Annotated in this window: 17 protein-coding genes; 12 read left to right on the top strand and 5 right to left on the bottom strand. The window is 72.4% G+C overall.

Annotated elements, in window-relative coordinates:
* Positions 1-91: 91 nt before the first annotated feature.
* On the top strand, positions 92-790 hold the full coding sequence (locus tag J421_RS27475; RefSeq protein ID WP_025414328.1) for an aspartate/glutamate racemase family protein: 699 nt from the start codon (positions 92-94) through the stop codon (positions 788-790).
* Here the strand turns inward: J421_RS27475 and J421_RS27470 are convergent.
* The 3 genes from J421_RS27470 to J421_RS27460 form a co-directional block, all read right to left on the bottom strand.
* Entirely contained in the window at positions 774-1655 is an 882-nt protein-coding gene (locus J421_RS27470) for an alpha/beta fold hydrolase (RefSeq protein ID WP_025414327.1), read from the bottom strand. The two genes, J421_RS27475 and J421_RS27470, sit on opposite strands and share 17 nt — an antisense overlap.
* A 339-nt stretch (positions 1656-1994) precedes the next feature.
* Positions 1995-3650 (bottom strand): sigma 54-interacting transcriptional regulator, encoded by a 1656-nt coding sequence (locus J421_RS27465; protein WP_025414326.1) that lies wholly within the window; start codon positions 3648-3650, stop codon positions 1995-1997.
* A complete protein-coding gene (locus tag J421_RS27460) occupies positions 3647-5248 on the bottom strand; it encodes a sigma-54-dependent Fis family transcriptional regulator (RefSeq protein WP_025414325.1) in 1602 nt (533 codons plus the stop codon). Before J421_RS27460 ends, J421_RS27465 begins: the two co-directional genes overlap by 4 nt.
* Positions 5249-5454: 206 nt before the next feature.
* Here J421_RS27460 and J421_RS27455 point away from each other — a divergent pair, with 206 nt between their 5' ends.
* Genes J421_RS27455 through J421_RS27445 form a run of 3 tightly spaced genes read left to right on the top strand, consistent with a single transcriptional unit; the run spans position 5455 to position 11730 of the window.
* Positions 5455-6138 carry a TetR/AcrR family transcriptional regulator gene (locus J421_RS27455; protein ID WP_025414324.1) on the top strand — a complete coding sequence of 228 codons (684 nt, stop codon included), beginning with the start codon at positions 5455-5457 and terminating at the stop codon, positions 6136-6138.
* Positions 6131-7195 carry an efflux RND transporter periplasmic adaptor subunit gene (locus J421_RS27450; protein ID WP_025414323.1) on the top strand — a complete coding sequence of 355 codons (1065 nt, stop codon included), beginning with the start codon at positions 6131-6133 and terminating at the stop codon, positions 7193-7195. Before J421_RS27455 ends, J421_RS27450 begins: the two co-directional genes overlap by 8 nt.
* Entirely contained in the window at positions 7192-11730 is a 4539-nt protein-coding gene (locus J421_RS27445; protein ID WP_025414322.1) for an efflux RND transporter permease subunit, read from the top strand. The genes J421_RS27450 and J421_RS27445 overlap by 4 nt, the downstream gene beginning before the upstream one ends.
* Before the next feature lie 193 nt (positions 11731-11923).
* On the opposite strand, the gene tssK is transcribed toward J421_RS27445, so the two are convergent.
* Positions 11924-13279, bottom strand: a complete 1356-nt coding sequence (gene tssK / locus J421_RS27440; RefSeq protein ID WP_025414321.1) for a type VI secretion system baseplate subunit TssK — start codon at positions 13277-13279, stop codon at positions 11924-11926.
* Between the two features lie 34 nt (positions 13280-13313).
* Positions 13314-14330 (bottom strand): hypothetical protein, encoded by a 1017-nt coding sequence (locus J421_RS27435; RefSeq protein WP_025414320.1) that lies wholly within the window; start codon positions 14328-14330, stop codon positions 13314-13316.
* 343 nt (positions 14331-14673) lie between these two features.
* Here J421_RS27435 and tssB point away from each other — a divergent pair, with 343 nt between their 5' ends.
* From tssB to tssG, 8 genes are all read left to right on the top strand, one after another.
* Complete coding sequence (gene tssB, locus J421_RS27430) at positions 14674-15192, top strand: type VI secretion system contractile sheath small subunit (protein ID WP_025414319.1); 519 nt, start codon at positions 14674-14676, stop codon at positions 15190-15192.
* Positions 15185-16669 carry a type VI secretion system contractile sheath large subunit gene (gene tssC / locus J421_RS27425; RefSeq protein WP_025414318.1) on the top strand — a complete coding sequence of 495 codons (1485 nt, stop codon included), beginning with the start codon at positions 15185-15187 and terminating at the stop codon, positions 16667-16669. The genes tssB and tssC overlap by 8 nt, the downstream gene beginning before the upstream one ends.
* Positions 16670-16867: 198 nt before the next feature.
* Positions 16868-17365: an Hcp family type VI secretion system effector gene (locus tag J421_RS27420; RefSeq protein WP_025414317.1), complete on the top strand. Its 498-nt coding sequence runs from the start codon at positions 16868-16870 to the stop codon at positions 17363-17365.
* A gap of 27 nt (positions 17366-17392) precedes the next feature.
* Complete coding sequence (locus tag J421_RS27415; protein WP_025414316.1) at positions 17393-18115, top strand: type VI secretion system accessory protein TagJ; 723 nt, start codon at positions 17393-17395, stop codon at positions 18113-18115.
* A gap of 115 nt (positions 18116-18230) precedes the next feature.
* The gene (gene tssA / locus J421_RS27410) at positions 18231-20153 is read left to right on the top strand and encodes a type VI secretion system protein TssA (protein WP_025414315.1); all 1923 of its coding nucleotides are present in this window, start codon (positions 18231-18233) and stop codon (positions 20151-20153) included.
* Positions 20154-20155: 2 nt separating this feature from the next.
* Positions 20156-20782: a type VI secretion system baseplate subunit TssE gene (gene tssE, locus J421_RS27405; RefSeq protein ID WP_025414314.1), complete on the top strand. Its 627-nt coding sequence runs from the start codon at positions 20156-20158 to the stop codon at positions 20780-20782.
* A 37-nt stretch (positions 20783-20819) separates the two neighbouring features.
* Positions 20820-22724: a type VI secretion system baseplate subunit TssF gene (gene tssF / locus J421_RS27400; RefSeq protein ID WP_025414313.1), complete on the top strand. Its 1905-nt coding sequence runs from the start codon at positions 20820-20822 to the stop codon at positions 22722-22724.
* Positions 22721-23875 (top strand): type VI secretion system baseplate subunit TssG, encoded by a 1155-nt coding sequence (gene tssG, locus J421_RS27395; protein ID WP_148306577.1) that lies wholly within the window; start codon positions 22721-22723, stop codon positions 23873-23875. The genes tssF and tssG overlap by 4 nt, the downstream gene beginning before the upstream one ends.
* Positions 23876-23979 lie beyond the last annotated feature (104 nt).

Raw genomic sequence — 23979 nt, 5'->3', positions numbered from 1 at the left:
GAGGCGGCGCGTGGTTCCGACGTTGCCCCTTCCGACGGCGGACGTCATCCTCTCTCATCTTCGCAGAGACGCACGAATTCCGGAGGGGACCATGCGCTACCTCGGGCTGATCGGCGGCATGAGCTGGGAGTCGACCGCCGAGTACTATCGACTCCTCAACCGCATCGTCGCGGAGCGGTGTGGCGGCCTTCACTCCGCGCCACTGCTGCTGCACAGCTTCGACTTCACCGGCATCGCCGAGCTGCAGGTCGCCGGCGACTGGGCGCGCGCGGGCGCGGTGCTCGCCGACGCGGCGGCGGGGCTCGAGCGCGCGGGCGCGGAGGCGATCGTGCTCTGCGCGAACACGATGCATCACGTCGCGCCGGCGGTCGAGGCGGCGGTGTCCGTGCCGCTGCTCCACATCGTCGACGTCACCGCCGCCGCGCTCGCGCGCGCGGGCGTGCGGCGCGCGGGACTCATCGGCACGCGCTACACGATGGAGCTCCCGTTCTGGCGCGAGCGCGCCGCCGAGCGCGCCGGCGTCGACGTCGTGGTCCCGGATGCCGCCGACCGCGCGCTCGTGCATCGCGTCATCTACGAGGAGCTCGTGCTCGGCCGCATCGAGCCGAGCTCGCGCGCCGCGTACGTCGACGTCATCGATCGGCTGCGCGCGGCGGGCGCGGAGGCGGTGGTGCTCGGCTGCACGGAGATCACGCTGCTGATCGGCGCGGACGACTCGCCGCTCCCCGTGTTCGACACCACCGCGCTGCACGCCGCCGCGGCCGCCGCGTTCATCATGGGCGTGCCGTGACGATACAGCGGCGCGCCCCCGCGTACCAGTAGCCGGCGGGATCGTTAGGCAGCGCGTCGGCGCCCGCGAAGTGCTCGGCGAGGAGCAGGTTCACCGCGTGCGGGTACTGGATCGGCAGGCCGTGGCCCGCATTGGAGAACTCGACGTAGCGCGCGCCGGGGATCGAAGCGGTGAGCGCACGTCCGCGCACGGGCGGCGCGATGCGATCCTCCGCCGCGCTGGCGACGAGCGTCGGGACCGCGGCGAGCTCGCCGAGTCGGTCGCGCACGTCGAAGCGCGTCATCGCCCGTAGCTGTCGCATGACGATCGGCGGCTGCTCGGCCAGGTCGCGGCCGAACAGCGGCGCGAGGCTCGCCGCGAGCGCGTCGCGGTCGGTCGCGCGCAGCAGCGACGCGGGCATCACCAGCTCGAGGAAGGCCTGGCGCCGCATGCGGCGCGTGCCGATCCGCGTGCGCAGCGATGCGACGAGCGTCGACGGCGTGAGCCGCGCGCCGCTCGGCCCGTCGGGGAAGGTGCACATCAGCGTGAGGCTCGCGACGCGCGCGGGCTGGGCGAGCGCGATCGCCTGCGCGATCAACCCGCCCATGGAGTGTCCGACGACGTGGCAGCGCTCGATCCCCTCGGCGTCGAGGATCGCGAGCGCGTCGGCGGCCAGCGCGTCGATCGTGAGCGGGCCGCGGCCGAGCGTGCTCGCGCCGATGCCGCGGTTGTCGAAGGCGATCACCTGATGATGGCCGGCCAGCCCGTCGATCTGCGGCCGCCACCCCTCGCCGACGATGCCGACGCCCTGCACGAGCAGCACGGCCGGTCCGGCCCCGGTGGTGGAATACGCGACGCGCGCGGCGGCGCGTTCGATGTAGCGCATGATGCGGTCCTCGGTTCGGGTCGTGTTAGGCACGTCCCGGACACGAGAGCAACGCGGGGACCATCGCCCGGCGGCGCCGCACGGCGCGGCGCAAGCCATTGTGCATCGCGGGGATGCGCGCCGCTCGAGCGGATCGCGGTGGTGCGCGGAGCATGGCGATCGGCCGCGAGATGTCGCGGCGTCGCGAGATGTCGCGGCGAGGGCACGACCTTGAACCGCAGAGGGCCGCGGAGGGCCGCAGAGGACTGCCCTCTTGAGTTGAACCACAGAGGACACGGAGGACACGGAGGAGAACCACTTCTTGTTGGTTTCCTCTGTGTCCTCCGTGTCCTCCGTGGTTCAAGAAGGTGAGCCCCGCCCGATCCCCAGCTTCTGCATGCGCGACCGCAGGGTGCTGGGATTCACGCCGAGCAGCACCGCTGCCCCGGCCGGCCCGTGCACGCGGCCGTTCGCCGCGGCGAGGGCGCGGCGGATGTGCGCGCGCTCGCTCTCGTCGAGCGTCGTGATCGGCGCGGTGTCGGCGCCCGTCTTCGACACGCGGCTCGCCGGCATGCGCAGCGGTTCGGCGAGCTTCACCACCGGCTCCGTCGCGAGCACGCAGGCGCGCTCCAGCACGTTCTGCAGCTCGCGGATGTTGCCCGGCCACGGATAGCGCTGGAGCTGCTCCATGCTCGCCGGATCCATCGCGCGCAGCGGCTTCGCGAGCTTGCGCTGGAAGTGCGCGAGGAAGTGGCGCACGAGCAGCGGGATGTCGCTCGGCCGCTCGCGCAGCGGCGGGATGCGGATCGGGAACACGTTCAGCCGGTAGTACAGGTCCGCGCGGAAGCGGCCCTCCGCCACCTCCCTCTCCAGGTCGCGGTTCGTCGCCGCGACGAGGCGCACGTCCACCGCGATCGGCGTCGCGCTGCCGACGCGCTCGAACTCGCGCTCCTGCAGCACGCGCAGGAGCTTCACCTGCGTGTCGAGCGGCAGCTCGCCGACTTCGTCCATGAACAGCGAGCCCTTGTCCGCGAGCTCGAACCGGCCGACGCGGCGCTGCAGCGCGCCGGTGAACGCGCCCTTCTCGTGGCCGAACAGTTCCGACTCCACGACGCCCTGCGGGATCGCGCCGCAGTTGATCTTGATCAGCGGCCGCGACGCACGCGCGCTGCGCTCGTGGATCGCGCGCGCGACGAGCTCCTTGCCCGTGCCCGTCTCGCCGGTGATGAGCACCGTCGTCTCCACCGACGCGACCTGGCGCACGCGGCGCAGCACGGCGCGTAGCGCGGGGCTCTCGCCGACGATGTGGTCGAAGCCGCCCACGTCCACCAGGTCCGCGCGCAGCTCGTCCTGCAGGTACGCGTTCTCCGCCTGCAGCCGGTCGCGGTGGCGCTCCAGCTCGCGGAACAGGAACGCCCCCTTGATCGCCATCGCCGCCTGGTCGGCGAACACGCCGAGCACCTCGTACTCCGTGCGCGTGATCGCGCGGCGCGCGACGTAGCCGATCGCGCCTAACGATTCCCCACGCACGGCGAGCGGGTACGCGGCGAGGCCGACGATCCCGTGCCGGCGCCAGATCCGCGTCACGCGCGGGTCGAGCATCCCCGGCGGCAGCTCCCGCCAGTCGTCGACGAGGCTCGGCTCCCCGAGGCGCAGTGCCACCGCGACCGGGAACAGCGAGTCCACCGGGATGCGGTGGAACGCGCCGGCGTCGTCGATGACCTCGGCCGACAAGACGAGGTGCAGCGCGCGCTCGGTGCTCCGCGTCTGCTCGCCCGCCTCGATGCGGCGGCGGCAGTACTCGCACTCGTCGTCGCCCATGAGCAGGAACACGCGCGCGACCGCGGCGTCCGCGCGCTGGACGAGCGCCTGCGTGATCGACTGCAGCACCGACCCGAGGTCGTCCGTCGTCGCCAGGCGGCGCGTGATCGCCCGCAGCACGTCGAACGGCGCGTCGAGCGTGACGCTCGGCGTGTACGCCGACGGGATCCCGATGTGCAGCTCCGGCGTCGTCATGAGACGCCTCGCGCGGACAGGCCGTGCTTCTGCATGCGCGACCGCAGCGTGCTGGCGTTGATGCCGAGCAGCGCGGCGGCGCCGTCGCGTCCGTGCACGCGTCCGTGCGTGGCGGCGAGCGCGCGGCGGATCTGCTGCCGCTCGTGCTCGTCGAGCGTCGCGATCGGCGCCTCCACGGTGGACGCGTCGGCGCTCGCGCCGCCCAGCGCGTCGGCGACGTCGACCATCGGTCCCGTCGCGAGCACGCACGCGCGCTCGACCACGTTCTGCAGCTCGCGGATGTTCCCCGGCCAGTCGTAGCGCTCCAGCAGCTCCATCCCTTCCTTCGTCACGCCGCGCAGCGGCTTGCCGAGTCGGCGTCGGAAGTGCGCGAGGAAGTACCGCACGAGCGGCGCGATGTCGGCGCGTCGCTCGCGGAGCGGCGGGATGCGGACGGGGAAGACGTTCAGCCGGTAGAAGAGATCCGCGCGGAAGCGTCTCTCGTCGACCTCGTGCTCCAGGTCGCGGTTCGTCGCCGCGATGAGCCGCACGTCCACGGTGATCGGGCGCGTGCCGCCGACGCGCTCCAGCTCTCCCTCCTGCAGCACGCGCAGCAGCTTCACCTGCGTGTCGGCCGGCAGCTCGCCGCACTCGTCGAGGAACAGCGTCCCCTTGTCGGCCAGCTCGAACCGGCCGATGCGACGCTGCAGCGCGCCGGTGAACGCGCCGCGCTCGTGGCCGAACAGCTCGCTCTCGACGAGCGACGGGCTGATCGCGCCGCAGTTCACCTTCACGAGCGCGCGCGACGCGCGTGGGCTGAGCGCGTGGATCGCGCGCGCGACGAGCTCCTTGCCCACGCCGGTCTCGCCGGTGAGCAGCACCGTGGTCTCGACCGGCGCCACCTGCTTCACCTTGCGCAGCACCGCGCGCAGGGCAGGACTCTCGCCCACGATCTGCTCGAAGCCGTGCTCCGCGCGGATCTCCTCCTGGAGATACGCGTTCTCCTCCTGCAGCCGGTCGCGGTAGCGCTCCACCTCGGTGAACATGCGCGCGCTCTTGATCGCGAGCGCGGCCTGGTCGGCGAAGATGCCGAGCAGCGCGAACTCCTTCGGGTCGAACCGCCGCCGGCTCAGCATGCCGATGACGCCGAGCAGCTCGCCGCGGAAGTCGAGCGGGCACGCGCCGGCCGAGACGATGCCGTACTCGTGGTAGCGCGCGAGGATCTCCGGTGTCACGTCGGTGCGGCCCTCCCCGATGAGATCCCCCGTGAGGAACGGCAGCCGCTCGCGCGCCACGGTGGAGAGCGGGTTCGGGAACGACAGCGGGATGTAATGATCGTGGCCGTCGTAACGCGTGCCCAGGATGCCGGCGCTCGCGGAGAGGTGGAGCCCGCGCTCGCCGTCGGCGGGCACGGCTTCGGCGGGGCGGCCGGCGCGGCAGATCTCGCACTCGTCGTCGGCGAGATAGAGGAACACGCGCGCCACTGACGCTCCGCCGTGCTCCACGAGCGCGGTCGCGATCGAGCGGAGGATCGTGGAGAGATCGTGCGTCGTGGCCATGCTGCGGGTCACGCGACGCAGCATCTCCAGCTGCGAGCGTGCGGGCGCGGTCGTCTCCACGTGCGTCGCTCCTCGACTGCGAGATATGCCAATCTTGCGACATTTCGCGATCCCACAAGAGCGGCACGTCCCTCCGCGGGGCGCGGTCGACGCGAGCCAAGTCGCGCGGGCGCAACGCGTTCGCTCGCGTGTGCCGGGGGTGGTGGAGCGTGGTCCTGGCGTTGCCTCCGGGTGGGGCGACCCTCACCACACCTCGTCCCACACCCGTGACCGACACCTTCTCTCCGCGCACGCTCGGCGACCCGCTGCCCGACGACGCCCGCGCGAGCCGCATCATCGCCGCCGCCATCGAGACGTTCGGCGCGCGCGGCTACACCGATACCACGCTCGCCGACATCGCGCGGCGCGCGCACGTCTCGACGTCCACGCTGCAGCTGCACTTCTCGTCGAAGGACGAGCTGTTCCGCGAGACCGTCCGCTCGCTGATGCTCGCGAGCCTCACCGCGACCGACGACGAGTCGACGAACGTGCTCGCCGGCGCGACGGTGGCCGACGCGGTGCGCGCGGTCGCGCGCCGCTACTGGCGCTCGATGGAGCGTCCGGAGCTCGTCGCGATCCTGCGGCTCGTCGTGGCCGAGCTGCCGCGCTTTCCGGAGCTCGCCACGCTGCACGCGGTCGAGGCGCTCGAGCGGCAGGTGCACGCGCTCGAGCGGCTCATCGAGCGCGGCGTCGTACGCGGCGAGCTGCGCCCCGTCGACGTCCGCGCCGCGGCGCGGACGATCGTCGCCACGCTCGCCGCGCACGCGCTGTGGTTCGCCTACCCCGGCATCTACGCCGGTCTCACCGGCCCGGACCGCGACCGCGCGGCCGCGGCGACGATCGAGACGCTGATTCAGTCGCTCGCTCCGACTCCCGCTCCTTCCACCGACGACTCCTCCGACCATGCCTAACGTCCATCGCTTGCTCGCCGCCGTCGCCCTCGCCGCATGCGGCGGCTCCGCCTGCAGCAGCGCCGACGCGCGCGACACACGCGCGCCGCAGTCCGCGCCGCTGCGCGCCGTGGAGGTCCAGCCCGTTCGCGCCGTCGACGAGACGAGCGCCATTCCCGCCAGCGGGATCCTGGAGGCGACGCGCACCATCGACATCGCCTTTCAGATCCCGGGCAAGGTCACCGCCGTCGTCACCGACGAGGGAGCCGAGATCCGCGAGGGCGCGCTCGTCGCCGCCGTGGACTCCACGGACACGAAGCTCTCGCTCGAGCGCGCCCGCATCTCGCTCCAGCGCAACGCCGAGGAGCTGGTCCGGCTGCGCGCGCTGCACGCGTCCGGCAGCCTCGCGCCGAACGATCTCGAGAAGGCGACGGCCGCCGAGCAGACGGCGGTCGTGAACGTCGCGCAGGCGCAGAAGCAGCTCCGCGACGCGCGGCTGTACTCGCCGATCTCCGGCGTCGTCGCGCGGCGCGCGATCGACCCGGGCGAGACCGCGGCGCCGGGCGTCCCGGTGTTCACGATCGCGCAGCTCGATCCGATGGAGCTGCGCGTCGGCATCCCCGAGGCCGACGTCGGGTCGGTGCGGGTCGGCCAGCGGGCGACGGTCACCGTGCCCGCGCTCGGTGGGCGCGAGCTGACGGGGCGCGTGACGCTCGTCGGCGTCACGGCCGACCCGACGACGCGCACGTACACGACGAAGATCACGCTGCCTAACGCCGACCGCGCGCTTCGCGTCGGCATGGTGGCCGAGGCGCGCATCGCCGGCAGCACGCGCGTGCGCGCGCTCACCATCCCCGGCGGCGCCATCGTGCGCGACGCCGAGGGTGCCACGCTGGCCTTCGTGCTCGACGGCGCGTCGGCCACGGTCCACGCGCGCCGCGTCGAGATCGGCGCGCCGCGCGGTCTCTCCGTCGAGATCCTCAGCGGCCTGCGCGAGGGCGACCTCGTCGTCGTCGGCGGGCAGCACGACATCCGGGACGGCATGAAGGTGCGCGCCACGCGCCAGGAGGGCTCATGAATCCGATTCGCGCGGCGTTGCGCCACCGGCAGGTCGTGCTGGTGCTCATCGCCTTCGTCACCATGCTCGGCATCCACGCGCTGCTCGAGATGCCGCGGCGTGAAGATCCCAAGATCACCATCCGCTCGGGCCTCGTGCTCGCGAGCTACCCCGGCGCGACCGCCGAGCAGGTCGAGGCGCAGGTCACCCGGCGCATCGAGCAGAAGCTCTTCCAGTACGCCGAGGTGCGGAAGGCGAAGACGTACTCCACCTCGCGCGCCGGCGGCGTCGTCGTGAACGTCGCGCTCGAGGAGTCGGTGCAGAACCCCGAGCAGTTCTGGGCGCAGCTCCGTCACGACATGAACGAGCTGCGGCAGCGCGAGCTCCCGCCGGGCGTCCAGGGCCCGATCGTCAACTCCAACTTCGGCGACGTCGTCGCCGTGCTGCTCGCCGTGCGCGGCGACCGCTACACGTCGCGCGAGCTCACCGACTTCCTCGATCGCATCGAGGACCATCTGCGCACGATCCCGGAGGTCTCGAAGATCCGGCGCTACGGCGAGCAGCGCGAGCAGCTCCAGATCACGGCGTCGGCCGGCCGGCTCGCGCAGTACGGCGTAACCGCGGCGAGCGTGATCAACACGCTGCAGCAGCGCAACGGCGTCGTGGAAGGCGGCGCCGTGAAGGCCGAGGGCTCGCGCGTCGCCATGCGCCCCACCGGGCTGTTCTCCACCGAGCAGGATCTTCGCCACATGCTCGTCGGCACGGGTCCGTTCGGCCAGCCGGTGCGGCTCGGCGACTTCGCGAACGTCGAGCGCCGCTTCGAGGATCCGGAGTTCCTCGTGCGCGTGAACGGCGGCGACGCCGTGCTCATGTCGATCGAGATGCAGGAAGGGAAGAACGTCGTCGAGTTCGGGGAGGCGATCCGCCACACCATCGGCGACCTGCGCGCCACGCTGCCCCCCGACATCGCGATCGACCTCATCGCCGATCAGCCGTCGATGGTGCAGGAGCGCGTCGTCGACTTCGGGCGTGAGTTCAGCATCGCGATCGTGTCGGTCGTGCTCGTGACGATTCTGCTGCTGCCGTTCCGCGTCGCCGCGATCGCGGCCGTCGCCATCCCGGTCACCGTGGCCGTCACGCTCGCCGTGCTGTCGGCGATCGGCGTGGAGCTGCACCAGATCTCGTTCGCCGGGCTCGTGGTGGCGTTGGGCATGGTCGTGGACGACGCGATCGTCATCGCCGACAACTACGTCGAGCAGCTCGATCACGGCGTGGCGCGGTCGGAGGCGGCGTGGAAGTGCGCGTCGGATCTCGCCGTGCCGGTGCTCGCCGCGACGCTCACCATCGTCGCGTCGTTCCTCCCGCTCGCCATCCTGCTCCCCGGCACGACGGGCGAGTTCATGCGCCCGCTGCCGATCACCGTCACGGTCGCGCTGCTCTCGTCGTACGCCGTCGCCATGCTGCTCACGCCCGTGCTCTGCCTCGCGTTCATCAAGACGGGGCTGAGGCCGGGACTGGGGACTCGGGACTCGGGACTCGGGAGTCCGCAGCCCCGAGTCCCCAGTTCCCAGTCCCGAGTCCCCAGTCCCGTGTGGTTCAATCCACTCGACGCCATGCAGGCCGGCTACGAGCGCGTGATGGCGTGGGCGATGCCCCGCCGCTGGACCACCGTCGCGGTCGGCGCCGCGAGCGTCGTCGTCGCGGTCGTGCTGCTCGGCCGCATCCCGCAGCGCTACTTCCCGTTCGCCGAGCGCGACCAGTTCGTGATCGACGTGTGGCTCCCCGAGGGCGCGCGCATCGAGGCGACCGATGCCACGATGCGGAAGCTCGAGCGCGAGCTCGCGCGCATCAAGGACGTGCGCACGTACGCCGCGTTCGTCGGCGCGGGCTCGCCGCGCTTCTACTACAACGTGAACCCCGAGGCCACCACCGCGAACTACGGCCAGTTCGTCGTCAACACGACGAGCGCCGAGGAGACGCCCGCGCTCGTGCAGTCGCTGCGCGCGCGGCTCACCGCGGCCGCGCCGGAGGCACGCGTCCAGCTCAAGGAGCTGCAGCAGGGCGCGAGCTTCCCGTCGCCGATCGAGGTGCGCCTCACGGGCGACGACCTGCACGCGCTGCGCGCGTGGGGCGACAGCGTGCAGCGCATCCTCGAGATGACGCCGCACACGCAGTACGTCGTCTCCGACTGGCGCGAGGCGAGCTACGGCCTCGCCGTCGACCTGCGCGAGGACATCGCCACGCGGCTCGGCTTCACCGAGTCCGACGTCGCGCGCCAGCTCGCGACCGGCTTCGAGGGCGAGCCGGTGAGCACGTTCTGGGAGGGACGGCGGAAGATCGACATCGTCGCGCGGCTCGACGAGCGCGAGACGGCGCGGTTCGACGACGTGCTGTCGACGTACGTGCGCTCGTCCACCACCGGCGTGCGGGTGCCGGTGCGGCAGATCGCCGACGTGCGCGCCGAGTGGCAGCCGAGCCGCGTCGTGCGCCGCAACGGCATGCGCACCATCACGCTCGGCGCGTACACCACGTACGGCGTGCTGCCGTCCGAGGTGCTCGCGAAGGTGCAGCCGCAGGTCGCCGCCCTCGCGCTCCCGAAGGGGATCGAGGTGTCGTACGGCGGTGAGATCGAGGCGTCGAACGAGAGCGCCGCGCAGATGGTCGGCGCGCTGCTCGCGGGGCTCGGCGGCATCTTTCTCATCCTGCTGTTCCAGTTCCGGCAGACGAAGTTCGCGCTGCTCATCATGGTGTCGATCCCGCTGTCGCTGTTCGGCAGCGTGCTCGGGCTCCTCGTCACGCGCAACCCGTTCGGCTTCACCGCGCAGCTGGGCATGATCGCGCTCACCGGCGTGGTGGTGCGGAACGCCATCATCCTCGTGGACTGCATCAACGAGCGGCGCGCGCACGGCGAGTCGCTGGAGGAGGCCGCGCTCGACGCCGGGCGGCGCCGGCTGCGTCCGATCTTCCTCACGACCATGGCCGCCGCCGTCGGCGTGCTCCCGATGATCGTGTCCGGCTCCACGATGTGGTCGCCGCTCGCGAGCGTGCTCGCGGTGGGGCTCATCTGCTCGATGGTGTTCACGCTCGTCGTCGTGCCGGTGCTCTACGTGCTCGTGGAGCGCCGCGCCGAGCGCCGCGCGTTAGGCGCGAGTGGCGCGGTGCCGGCGCGCCCGCTCGCCGGCGCCGCCGCGACGGCCGTGGCGCTGCTGTTCGCGCCGACCGCGCGCGCGCAGGAAGCTGCGTCGTCGGCATCGTCGGCATCGGCGACGTTGCCGGCGCCGAAGCATCTGACGCTCGACGAGGCGATCGCGCTCGCGCTCCGCAGCGGGACGGCGGCGCGCATGGCCGACGCGCACGTGCGGGAGATGCAGGCCGCGCGGCGGGCCGCGCGCGCCGACTGGTTCCCGCGGCTGTCCACCGAGGCGACGTACCTGCACGGCAACGGGCACTCGTCGATCGAGATCCCGGCCGGCGTGCTCGGACGCGACGGCACCGGTCAGCCGATCCCGAGCACCACGGGCGTGATCGAGCAGGGCGGCGCGCGCACGTTCTACATGACGTCCACGGTCGCGCAGCCGCTGACGCAGCTCGTGAAGGTGCGGCAGTCGGAGAAGCTCGCCGGTGCGCGCGAGCGCGAGGCCGAGGGCGACCGCGCGCGCATCGCGGCCGACGTCGCGCTCAGCGTGCAGCGGCTCTACCTCGGCCTCGTCGTCGCGCGCGGGCAGCTCGCCGCCGCCGACGCGAGCCTCGCCGCGCGCGCCGCGCAGCTCGACGACGCGACGCACGCGGTGCAGGTCGGGCTGTCGCTCCCCGCGCGCGCGGCCGGTGCCCGGGCGTCGCTGCGGCAGGCGGAGTATGAGCGCGGTCAGCTCGTCGACCAGGCGGAGGATCTCGCCCAGCAGCTCGTCGAGACGCTCGGCCTCCCGCTCGACACGCCGCTGGAGCTGGAGACGCCGCGGTTCGCGAGCGCGGATCGCGCGTCCCTCCCCGCGCTCGCCGAGCTCACGGCGCGCGCGCTCGCCGAGAACGGCGAGGTCATCGCCGCCGAAGCGCAGGTGGAGCAGGCGCGCCGCGGCGTCGCGATCGCCCGCGCCGACTACCTGCCGGAGGTGACGCTCACCGCGTCGCAGAGCTATCAGGACGCGGTCGCGTTCCTGCCGCACAACAACAGGGTCGTCGGCGTGAAGGCGAGCTTCACCGGCTTCGACTTCGGCCGCCGCCGCGCCACGACGCAGGAGCGCACGGCGCAGGCCGCGCGCGCGACGGAGAACGTGCGCCGCGTGCGCGACCGCATCGCGACCGACGTGGCCCGCGCGTACCGCAAGGCGCAGCGCGCGGAAGAGGGACTCGACGCCGCGCGCGCCGCTCTCGAGGCCCGCACCGACGCGGCGCGCATCGCGTCGAGCGAGAGCGGCGCGGGCATGGCGCTCGTCGCCGCGACCCGTGAAGCCACGGCGAACCGCTCCCAGGCCGAGTCGCAGGTGCTGCAGGCCGAAGTCGGCGTCATGCTCGCGCGCGCCGAGCTGGCCCGCGCGGTCGGGAGGGTGATGCCATGAATTGAGCTGCTTCAACCGCAGAGGACGCAGAGAACGGCAACTGCTTTTGAACCACAGAGGACACGGAGAACACAGAGGAAACCAACTCTCTTGAAGTGGTTTCCTCCGTGTCCTCGGTGTCCTCTGTGGTTCAACTCAAAAGGGTTTCCTCTGCGTCCTCTGCGTCCTCTGCAGTTGAAGCAGTTGCGCGTGCCTAACGCAGCACGATCACCAGCTCGAACCGCGCCTCGCCGAGCTCCGTCGGCACGTACACCGCGAGGTTGCGCGCCCGCGCCACGGCGTCCCATGCCGGCCCCGCGCGGCGTATCGCGAAGTACAGGAAGTCGAGCTTCACCGGCACGCCCCCCGGCGGCTGCGCGACGTGCGCCAGCTCGAGCCCCGGCAGCGCCTGTCGGATCAGCGTGTCCACGACGTCCGCCGATCCCACCTTGCAGCCGTGCAGCACGCGCGGCACGACGTCCGCCTGTCGCAGCGGCGAGCGCACCGCGAGGTACCACTGCGGCGCGCTGAGCCACTTCTCCTGCTCGAGCGCCACGGCCTGCACGCTCGGCCGCACCGGCCGCAGGGGCAGCGACACCGCGGTCTCCGGCACCGCCGTCTCCAGCAGCTCGAGCAGCCGCGCCTCGAGCGCCGCGAAGCTCTCGCCGAGTCGCGCGTGGTCGTACGTCGGCAGCGGCGGCGGCGTCGGCGCGAACGTCGTCAGCGCGCCGGTGAGCGCGAGCATCGCCTCCCACAGATCCGACGGATGCCCGCCGCGCACCTCCTGCAGATGGCGCAGCACCGGCAGGTGCGTGTTCAGCGTGTACAGCAGCCAGAACGCCGCCACGTCGGTGACCGAGAAGTCGGCGAGCCCCAGGCTCCGCTGCCGACGCGCGCCGCCGAGCGCGCTCGCCTTCGCCGCCACGCGCTCCACGACGCGGCGCGCGATGCCGGTGAGCGCGGGACTCGCCGAGACGTCGAGCAGCGGCGGCACGAACGACGGATCGAGCGTGACCTCGCCCGCCGGGGAGCGGAGCAGCCGCGCGACCGGCATCGCCGTGTAGCCCTCGGCCGTCTCGCCGGCGAACAGCAGCCGCAGATTGGGGCGCGCGACCTGGATCGGCCGCTCCGCCATCCCCGTCGTCTCGTCGCGCGTCAGCAGCTCCTCGGCGCGCCACCGCGCCGTCGCGGCGGCGCCGGTGCCTAACGCCTCGCGCACCGCGACGTTGCGCGCGCCCGGCCGGTACTCCGGCACGCCGAGCGACACGAGCAGCGCGCGCTGGTCCTGCGCCCACGCGACGTCGAGCGCGCGTGGGGGCGGCGGCGGATCGCTCGCCGGCGCGTCGAACATCAGCCCGTCCGGGAAGCGCCCCGTCGCCGCGCGCAGCACGACGGTGCCGCCGGCGAGCGCCTCGCGGTCGAACTCGAGTCGCGAGAAGCCCCACGGGCAGAACGTGAACGCGCCGAGCTGGAGGCGCAGCAGCTCGTCGAGGTAGCGGTCCTGCGCCTGCAGGTGCTGCGGCGTCAGGAGCGTGCCCTTCGTCCAGAGCACCGGGTGGAGGGAGGCCATGGCGTACAACGTAATGCGTAATCCGTGTTGCGGATTACGCCGTCACGACCGCCACCTCCAGCGTCCCTGCGCAGTCCACCAGGCAGTAGCCCGGGGGCACCGTCACGCCGCGCTCGGCCGCCGGGTTGAGCGCGTATGCCGCGTTGCCCACGGCCTCCGCGTACGGGTCGCCCTCGTACGACGCGTGCGCGGGCGGGCCGGAGGGCGTGCCGCGGCGCGAGCGCGCGACGACGGCCGGCGTCACGTGCCCGACGGAGCGCTGCGGCTCGCGGAACCGCTCCCACGTCTCGGGGAACCAGTACCGGTCGCGGCTCGTCGGACCGGCGCGGCCGGTGAGCGCGGCCCACTGGGCGAGCGACGACGCGTCCATGCCCGCCGCCGCGGTGGCGTCGGAGACGAGGACGCGCACGACGAACCAGGGGAGCGGCTCCTCCCCGAACGGCCACGCGGCGGCGGTTGCCGCACATGCCGCCTCGTCGAGCGCCGCCCAGTCGGTGGGGTGCGCGCCGCGGCCGACGACGAGCACCAGGCGGTAGCGCGGCGTGGCGGCGATCGGGCGCGGCGACGGCGCGACGGGGGCCGCGGGCAGGTCGGGGATGCTCACCGCGAGGGTGCGCGGCTCGTACAGCGCCACCGCGGTCCACGCGGCGCGTCCCGGCGCGAGGGCGGCGCGCGCGCCGTCGTCGAGCGCGGCGAGCAGCGCGCGGAGGCGTCGCGCGTCGGCCGCGTCGCGCGCGTCGCCGAGCGTTAGGCCGCGCGGCCCGACGAACGACGGGTCGCCGAGTCGCTCGGCGGCGCCGTCCTCGAACAGCACGCGGCGGAGCGCGGAGCGGACGAGCGGGCCGATGGGGCTGGGCAGCCGCGCCGTCGCGCACGGGTTCGTGACGACGAACCGCCCGCCGAGGGCGCCGAGCAGCTCGGCGAGCGGCGCCGGCGTGGCGAGACGCGTCGTGAGCTGCGCCACGAGCGACGGCGTGGTGATCGGCGCGAGGACCCGATGGGGCGCGCCGGCGAACGCGGCGACCGCGCGCAGGTCCGCGGCGGTGGACATCCACCGTGTCGCGGCGAGCCGAGCGAGCGGAAGTGTGGAATGGCGCATCGGGACGCGGCGCGGATCCAGGAAGGTCCCCGGCCGGCGTCGAGTGCCAGTTCCGCGCCGCGCCGGGCGTGCGAGCGGCACGGGCGTTCGGATGTGTCACGGGGAAGACACATCTGCTTGACATCCTCGAATGCGAGGTGCACGATATGGCCTCCAAAATAATCATTTGGCGGCGCATGACGTCGCCGACGATCGAACGGGTGGACCTCGCCCGGGCCCCTACGCCCCCCAGAGCCACGCCGCCACCGGCGCGCACCTCTCCTTACTCCACCGCTCCACGCTGCAGGGGATCGACATGCCTGAAAGCACCCAGAAGAAGCTCGAACGCGTCCGCCCGCCGCGCATCCAGATCTCGTACGAGGTGGAGACCGGCGGCGCCATCGAGATGAAGGAGCTCCCGTTCCTCATGGGTGTCCTCGGCGACTTCACCGGACACGCCACGGAGCCGCTGCCGAAGCTGAAGGAGCGGAAGTTCGTCGAGGTGACGCCGGACAACTTCGACGACGTGCTGGCGAGCATGAAGCCGCACCTCGCGTTCTCGGTGGAGAACAAGCTGAGCGAGGAGTCGGACGCGCCGAACCTCAAGGTGGACCTCAACTTCCGCAGCCTCGACGACTTCTCGCCGGACGCCGTCGCGAAGCAGGTGCCGGCGCTGAACAAGCTCCTCGAGCTGCGCGGCGAGCTCGCGAACCTGCGGGCGAACCTGCAGACGAACGAGAAGCTCGACGAGGTGCTGCAGGCCACGCTGGGCGACGCGGACAAGATGGCCAAGCTCCGCACGGAGCTCGGGCTGGAGGGCAACACCAATGGCTGAGACCCAGGCGAACGCCCAGGCGGCGAGCTACACCGCGGACACCGAGTCGCTCGGTCTCCTCGACCAGATCGTCGAGCAGGGGAAGCTCGGCCGCGACGCGCAGACGAAGGAGCGCGGCAAGGACCTCGTGAAGCGCTTCGTCGCCGAGGTCCTCGAGGGGCAGATGACCATCGCGCGCGACACCGAGGCGATGATCAACGCCCGCATCGCGCAGATCGATCACCTGCTGTCGCTGCAGCTGAACGAGGTCCTGCACCATCCCGAGTTCCAGAAGCTCGAGGCGTCGTGGCGGGGCCTGAAGTATCTGCTCGGGCAGAGCGAGACGGGCACGATGCTGAAGATCAAGATCCTCAACGTCTCGAAGAAGGATCTGCTGAAGGATCTCGAGCGGGCATCGGAGTTCGACCAGAGCGCGCTGTTCAAGAAGGTCTACGAGGAGGAGTACGGCGTCTTCGGCGGCACGCCGTTCGGCGCGCTCGTCGGCGACTACTTCTTCGACAAGACCGGCCAGGACATGGCGCTCCTGGAGAAGATCTCCAACGTCGCCGCGGCGGCGCACGCGCCGTTCATCAGCGCGGCCTCGTCGACCATGTTCAACCTGGAGAGCTACTCGCAGCTCGACCAGCCGCGCGATCTCGCGAAGATCTTCGACAGCACCGAGTACGCGAAGTGGAAGGCGTTCCGGGAGACGGAGGACTCGCGCTACGTGGCGCTGACCGGCCCGCGCATCCTGGTGCGTGAGCCGTACGGGAGCGCGACGGTGCCGATCGAGGCGTTCAACTACGAGGAGCGCGTCGACGGCACGGAGCACGACAAGTACCTGTGGGGGAACGCCGCCTACGCGATGGCCGCGAACATCAACAAGGCGTTCGCGATGTACGGGTGGTGCGCCTCCATCCGCGGCGTGGAGAGTGGCGGTCTCGTGGAGGGGCTGCCGGTGCACAACTTCCGCACCGAAGCGGGCGAGATCGTGATGAAGTGCCCGACGGAGGTGCAGATCACCGACCGCCGCGAGAAGGAGCTCGCGGACCTCGGCTTCGCGCCGCTCGTGCACCAGAAGGGGACGCCGAACGCGGCCTTCTTCAGCGTGCAGTCGTGCCAGAAGCCGAAGGTCTACGACAAGCCCAATGCGACGGCGAGCGCGCGGCTCTCGGCCCAGCTGCCGTACATCTTCGCGACGTCGCGCTTCGCGCACTACCTGAAGGTCATGATGCGCGACAAGATCGGCGGCTTCACGTCCCGGGTGCTCATCCAGGACTTCCTGAACCGCTGGATCCAGAACTACATCGCGCTCCCCGACGCGCCGGCGGGCATCAAGGCGAAGTACCCGCTGAGCGAGGCGCGTGTGGACGTGGTCGAGGTGCCCGGCAAGCCGGGCGTGTATCGCGCGGTCGCGTTCCTCAAGCCGCACTTCCAGCTCGACGAGCTGGCCGTGTCGATGCGGCTCGTCGCCGAGCTGCCGCCGCCGGCTGCCTAACGACGACGCGGGGGGGCGGTGACGCCTGGATGACGGCGCTGTGACGGCCGTGATCGGGTTTCGCCGCCCGACGCGTAAGGCACGACAGGACGGACCGACCGGCACTCAACGACCGAGCGGCACCGCCTAACGGAAAGCCGGGGCGAACCCGGATCCACTCCCCCCTCCACACCTCCACACCGCGAGAGGCGTACTACCATGGCATTCGATACCTTCCTCAAGATCGAAGGTCCCGACCTCAAGGGCGAGTCGACGGCGACGGGCTACGAGGGTCAGATCGAGGTCTACTCGTTCTCGTGGGGCGCCTCGAACCCGGTGACGGTCGGCTCGGGCGCGACGGGCCTCTCCGGCGGCAAGGTCTCGATCTCGTCGTTCAACATCATGAAGAAGACCGAGACGTCGTCGGCGCCGCTGTTCAACGCCTGCGCGAGCGGTCAGCACTACGACACGGCCACGGTCACGATGCGCAAGGCCGGCGGCACCGCGGGCCAGCAGATCTTCCTGACCTACGTCTTCACCGACGTCATGGTCGAGTCGATCCAGTGGTCGGGCTCCAGCGGCGGCGACGACTCGCCGACCGAGTCGGTCTCCTTCGCCTTCGGCAAGGTCGAGATCACGTACTACGCGCAGGACGACAAGGGCGCGATGAAGAAGGCCGGCCAGGCCAGCTGGGACCTCACGAAGGTCACCACCTGATCCTGATCTTCCTTCGGAGACGAGCCGATGCCCTCCGCACGTGAGCTGTACGCTGCTGGGCGGTTGGACGCGGCCATCGAGACGCTGGGCGCCGAGCTTCGGGACAACCCGACCGACGCCCAGCGGCGCGTCTTCCTGTTCGAGCTGCTCGCCCTCGCCGGGCAGTACGACCGCGCCGAGAAGCAGCTCGATGTCCTCGCCCGCGCCGGCGCGAAGGCCGAGATGGGGACGCTGCTGTATCGCTCCGCCATCGAGGCGGAGCGGGTGCGCGAGCACATGTTCGCCACCGGCGACTACCCGAGCACGCCGGCGCCCGGGCCGGTGGCGGGCACGCGGGACGGCCAGCCGTTCCTCGAGATCGAGGACGCCGACCCGCGCATCGGCGCCCGCCTCGAGGTGATCGCGGGCGGACGGTATCTCTGGATCCCGTTCGCCCACGTCGCCTCGGTGCGGATCGAGGCCCCGACGCGGCTGCGCGACGTGCGCTGGCTTCCGGCGCGCATCGCGACGAACGCGTCGGTGCGTGACCTGGAGCTCGGCGAGGTGCTGCTGCCGGCGCTGACCGCCGGCGCGTGGCGCCACACCGACCCCGAGATCCGCCTCGGCCGGGCGACCGACTGGGACGAGCTGCCGGACGACGGCGGCTTCGCTCCGGTCGGCCAGAAGGTCTGGCGGATCGACGGCGAGCACGTGCCGCTCCTCCAGATTCGCGACATCACCCTCACGCCCACGCCCGAGCCGGTGGCCTGACCGGCGGGCGCGTCGCGCCGACGCTCGACCCGCTACGGCGCGGGCTCCGGGGCGAGCAGGTCCCGCCCCGCCCGCGCCGTTCGTGTCTCTCTGCGTTTCCCCTCTGCCGCATCCGATGCCCCCCAACGCCGAGCTTCTCGCCACGCTGCTCGCCCCGATCCCGGGCGACAGCCCGACCGGGAAGGACCTTCGCTACTCGGACGAGCGCTACGACAAGATCGAGAAGGCCCGGAAGGAGGACCCGTTCCTCCCGAGCGACGGCGGTCTCGCCACCGAGCGCAAGATCGCCGACTGGCCGCAGGTCATCTCGCTCTCGTCGCAGCTCCTCGCCAAGGAGACGAAGGACCTCCAGCTCGCGGCGTGGCTCACCGAGGCGCTGCTGAAGCGCGAGGGGTTCGGCGGACTCTCCACGGGACTGTCGCTGCTGAAGGGGCTGCTGGAGCAGTACTGGGACGGGCTCTACCCGGCGCTCGACCCCGACGAGCCGGACGACCTCGGCGTGCGCGCCGGCCCGCTCGCGGTGGTCGGTGGACCGGACTTCGGCATCCTGGTGCGCCAGACGCCGATCGCGCCGGACGACGTCTCGTTCCTCGACGAGCAGGCGTCGCAGGACATCCCGCTGGAGCGGGAGACCGAGAAGGACAAGGAGAAGCGGGCCAAGCGCGCCGAGGCGCTCGATCAGGGCAAGAAGCCGCCCGAGGTCGTGCGCAAGGCGATCGACGGCGCGACGAAGGCGTTCTACAAGCCGCTCGTCGCCGACATCAACGCGGCGCTCGCGGCGCTCGACGGGCTGGACAAGGCCGCCGACGCGCGGTTCGGGCGTGACGCGCCCGGCTTCAACGCGCTGCGCAAGGCGCTCGAGGACGTGCAGCGCCTCACGACGCCGATCCTCGCCGAGAAGCTCGCCGCCGACCCGGATCCGATCGAGGAGATCCCGGAGGTCGCCCCCGGCGACGTGGGGGCGTACGCGCCGCCGGCCGGTTGGGCCGGGGACGGGTCGCTGCCGCCGGAGCCGATCAGCGTCGTCGACGCGACGACGCGCATCGCCGTCTCGGCGCGCTATCTCCGGAAGCAGATGCCGACGAGCCCCGCGCCGTTCCTCATGCTGCGCGGGCTGCGCTGGGGCGAGCTGCGCGCGGCCCCCGAGGGGGGTGGCCAGCTCGACCCGAAGCTGCTCGAGGCCCCGGCGACGGCGGCCCGCGCGAAGCTCAAGGGGCTGCTGCTCGACGGCAACTGGCCGGAGCTCCTCGAGCAGGGCGAGGCGCTCATGGCGTCGCCGCAGGGGCGCGGGTGGCTCGACCTGCAACGCTACACGCTCACCGCGTGCGCCCGGCTCGGGAGCTCGTACGACGCCGTCGCGGCGGCCGTGCGGAGCGAGCTGCGCGCGCTCCTCGCCGCCTTGCCGCGGCTGCCGGAGATGACGCTCATGGACGACACGCCGACGGCGAATCCGGAGACCCGCGAGTGGCTCGCGGCCGAGGGGCTGGTCGCGGACGACACCGAGACGACCAGCGACGCCGCCGAGGAGCCGGAGGACCCGCGCGCCGCCACGCTCGCCGAGGCGCTCGCGCAGGACGACGCGACGTCGGCCACCGGTGGGCTCGCGCGCGCCCGCGCGACGCCGAACGGGCGCCGCCGCGCCGACGGCCGCGCGTTAGGCACCCCGGACGCGTTCTCGCTCGCGCGCGCCGAGCTGGCGCAGAACCGCCCGAGCCAGGCGATCGAGGTGCTCGCCGCGGAGCTCGCGCGCACGCGCTCGCCGCGCGGCCGATTCGTCCGGCAGACGCAGATCGCCTACATCATGGTGGAGGCGGGGCTCGACGCGGTCGCGCGGCCGATCCTCGACAAGCTCATCGAGGACATCAACGAGCGGAAGCTCGACGAGTGGGAGTCGGGCTCGCTCGTCGCACAGCCGATGGCGCTCCTCTGCCGCGTGATGGATCGCGCGGGCGAGTCCGGGAAGCCGCGCAGCGATCTGTACCTGCGGATCTGCCGCCTGGATCCGATGCAGGCGCTCGGGCTCCAGGCGGGCGCCTAACGATGCTCGAGCGCCCCTCCGAGCATCCGCGTCGCCGGACCGGCGGCGTCACGACCGGCTTTCCGGTCGGCGGCCGCATGGGCCCGGGCGGCGCCACGGGCGAGTTCGTGCGGCCGCGCGCCGGCCGCACGGAGATCGAGCGCATGGTGCAGCCGTCGCTCATCGATCGCCTCACGGACGCGGAGCCGAAGTCGCCGCGCGACCCGACGACGACGCCGAAGGACTCCGCGCAGGCGTTCCGCGACGCGGTGCAGGCCGACATCGAGTGGCTGCTGAACACGCGCCGCTCGACCGTGGTGGTGCCCGAGTCGTATCGCGAGCTGCTCGAGTCCGTGCACGAGTTCGGGCTGCCGGACGTGACGGGCATCGCGGTGAACACGCCCCAGGGGCGCACGATGCTGCGCGACCTGATCCAGAACGCGCTGGAGCGGTTCGAGCCGCGGCTGGAGTCGCCCGTCGTGCGCATCGGCGACGTCGACGTGCTGTCGACGCCGATGGTGCGCTTCCAGGTCGAGGCGATCCTGCGCATGGACCCGGGTCCGGAGCACGTGGTGTTCGATACGGTGCTCGAGGTGGCGCGGGGTCAGTACGCGGTGGAGGGCGACGCCGGCACCACGCCGGGCGCGTGACGCAGCGGGACAACGGAGACCACGCGAAAGGAGCACCGTGCAGGACGATCTGCTGAGGTTCTACAATCAGGAGCTGACCTACCTCCGCCGCCTCGGCGCGGAGTTCGCCGCCCACTACCCGAAGGTCGCGTCGCGGCTGCAATTGGAGCCCACGAAGTGCGAGGACCCCCACGTCGAGCGCCTGCTCGAGGGGTTCGCGTTCCTCGCCGCGCGCGTGCAGCTCCGCCTCGACGAGGATCTCCCCGAGGTGTCGGAGACGCTGCTCGACGTGCTCCACCCGCAGCACGTGCGTCCGGTGCCGTCGATGGCGATCGCGGAGCTGGAGCTCGACCCGATGCTCGGCCAGCTGCCGCAGGGGCTGCGCGTGGCGCGCGGCAGCGAGCTGCGGTCGCGCCCCGTGCAGGGGATGCCGTGCCGCTTCCGCACGTGCTACGACACCACGCTGTGGCCGGCGACGATCGCCGCGGCGGAGTGGACGACGGCCGACCGCGTGGGGCGCGGCGCGCGCGTCGGCGATGCGGTGGGCGCGGTGCGCGTGGAGCTCCGCGCGTTCGAGGGGATGCGCCTCGGAGAGCTCACGGTCGCGCCGCCGGAGACGGAGGGCGGCCCCGCCGTCGAAGGCCTCGGCCCGCTGCGGCTGCACCTCGCGAGCGACCCGAGCGTGGCCGATGCGCTCTACGAGCTGCTGCTCAACAACTGCACGTCGGTGGTCGTGCGCGATCCCGATCAGCCGACGCGCGCGCCGGTGGTGCTGGGCGGGAGCGGCGACGCCGTGCGACCGGTGGGGTTCGACGAGCACGAGACGATGCTGCCGTACCCGCGCCGCGCGCTGCGCGCGTACACGCTGCTCCAGGAGCTGTTCGTCTTCCCGCAGAAGTTCCAGTTCGTCGACGTGGTCGGCGTCGCGGCGGCGCTCCAGTCGTTAGGCGCCGGGCCGCGCGCGGAGCTGTTCTTCGTCGTCTCCCCGTTCGAGCGGGCGGAGCGGCGCGAGCTGCTGTCGCTCGGCCTCTCGGCGCGCGCGCTCCGCCTCGGCTGCACGCCCGTGGTGAACCTGTTCTCGCAGTCGGGGGAGCCGATCCTGCTCACCGAGCGGCAGCCCGAATACCTCGTCGTGCCCGACGCGCGCCGCCGGCTGGAGATCGAGACCTGGTCGGTGGACAGCATCGTGGGGATCCGACCGGGCGAGAAGGAGCCGGTGCCGATCGAGCCGATGTACGCGTTCCGCAGCGGCCGCTCGACGTCGGCCGGGCGCGTCGTGTGGCAGTCGGTGCGGCGGCCGAGCGGGTGGCGCACCGACCGCGGCACGGACGTGTTCCTGTCGTTCGCGGACCTCAGCGGCGCGCTGCGCGCCCCCGACGCGCAGGTGGCGTCGCCGCGGCTCACGTGCTTCAACGGCGACCTGCCGAGCCGCCTGCCGTTCGGCGTCGACGAGCGCGGCGACTTCGAGCTGACGCAGGGCGGGCCGGTGCGCCGGGTGCTGTGCCTCGTGAAGCCGACGCCGGTGCGCCAGCCCGCGCTCGGCAAGCCGCTGCTGTGGCGTCTCGTCTCCACGCTGTCGCTGAACCACCTCTCGCTCGTCGACAACGAGAACGGCAGTGGCCTGGAAGCGCTGCGCGAGCTGCTGCGCCTGCACAACGTGGGCGACTCGGAGGCCGCCCGGCAGCAGATCCTCGGGCTCGTGGGGGTGCGCAGCGAGCCCGCGTTCGCGCGCGTGGTGAGCGATCAGGGACTCGCGTTCGCGCGCGGGCGGCGCGTCGAGCTGCACTTCGACGAGGAGCAGTTTCCGGGCGGCGGCATGTTCCTGTTCGCGAGCGTGCTGGAGCGGTTCCTCGCGCTGCAGGCGACGATGAACAGCTTCACGCAGGTGGTCGTGCGGTCGCGGCAGCGCAAGCGCGTGGTGCGGCAGTGGGCGCCGCGGGCGGGGGTGCGGGCGCTCGTATGAGCGTGGAAGCGCGCGAGTCGGGACTCGAGACGCGGGACGCGGGACTCGGGAGCTATCAGCCCACGAGTCCCGAGTCCCGAGTCTCGAGTTCCGACTCCCGCTCGGCGGCCGCGGCGCTCGAGCGCGTGCTGCGCGACGAGCCGACGTCGTTCGCGTTCTTCCAGGCGGTGCGGCTGTTAGGCCGGCTGCGGCCCGGGCGCGCGCCGGTCGGCGAGTGGGCGGATCCGGCCGACGAGGTCGTGCGATTCGTGGTGCATCCGTCGCTCGCGTTCCCGCCGAGCGAGATCCACGCGCTGACGTTCGGCGACGAGGACGGCGCGAAGCCGCCCGCCGATCGCACCGAGCGCCACGTGCCGGCGCGCATGACGGTGAACTTCCTCGGCCTCACGGGGCCGCAGGGGGTGCTGCCGCACGTGTACACGGAGTACGCGGCGGCGCGCGCGCGCACGAAGGACACGGCGCTGCGCGACTTCCTGGATCTGTTCCACCACCGCGTGCTGTCGCTGTTCTACCGCGCGTGGGAGCGGAGCCGCTTCACGATCGCCGCCGAGTCGGGGGGCGCGCGCGAGGACCGGCTGCTCGCGCACCTGCTGGACCTCGTGGGCGTCGGCACGCCGGGGCACCGCGAGCGGCTGCCGGTGCGCGACGAGGCGCTCGCCTACTACGCCGGGATCCTCGCCGTGCGCTCGCGGCCGGCCGACGGGCTGGCGCGGCTCGTCGGCGACTACTTCGACGTGCCGGCGTCGGTCGACCAGTTCGTGGGCGAGTGGCGGCGCGTGGACGCGACCGGCCAGTGCACCGTGGGCGCCGACGGCGAGGCGGGGCGGCTCGGGCTCGGCGTGCTCGGCGACGAAGCGTGGGACCCACAGGCGCGCGTGCGACTTCGCCTCGGCCCCCTGACGCGCGCGCAGTTCGACGCGCTGCTGCCGGGGGGCGAGGAGCACGGGGCGCTGTGCGCGCTGGCGCGCCTCTACGCCGACGAGCAGGTTGGGGTGGACGCGCAGCTCGTGCTGTCGCGCGACGCGGTGCCGCCCAGCGTGCTCGGCGTGCCTGCCACCGGCCCCGCGCCCGGCCCGCTCGGCCGCGGGAGCTGGCTCGCCACCCGGACCCTCCCGCGCGATCCGGACGACACCGTCCTCCGATTGTGCTGAAGAGCAGAAACCAGTCCGTATTGCGTATTGCGAAGCTGGACGGGTGCACAGCCACGCGATACGAGATGCGGAATTCGTGATGCCGACCGCCTAACACCATTCCC

Source organism: Gemmatirosa kalamazoonensis, from assembly GCF_000522985.1.
GTDB lineage: Bacteria > Gemmatimonadota > Gemmatimonadetes > Gemmatimonadales > Gemmatimonadaceae > Gemmatirosa > Gemmatirosa kalamazoonensis.
The sequence above is the reverse complement of the archived record's forward strand: the minus strand, read 5'-3'. Positions and strand labels throughout refer to the sequence as shown.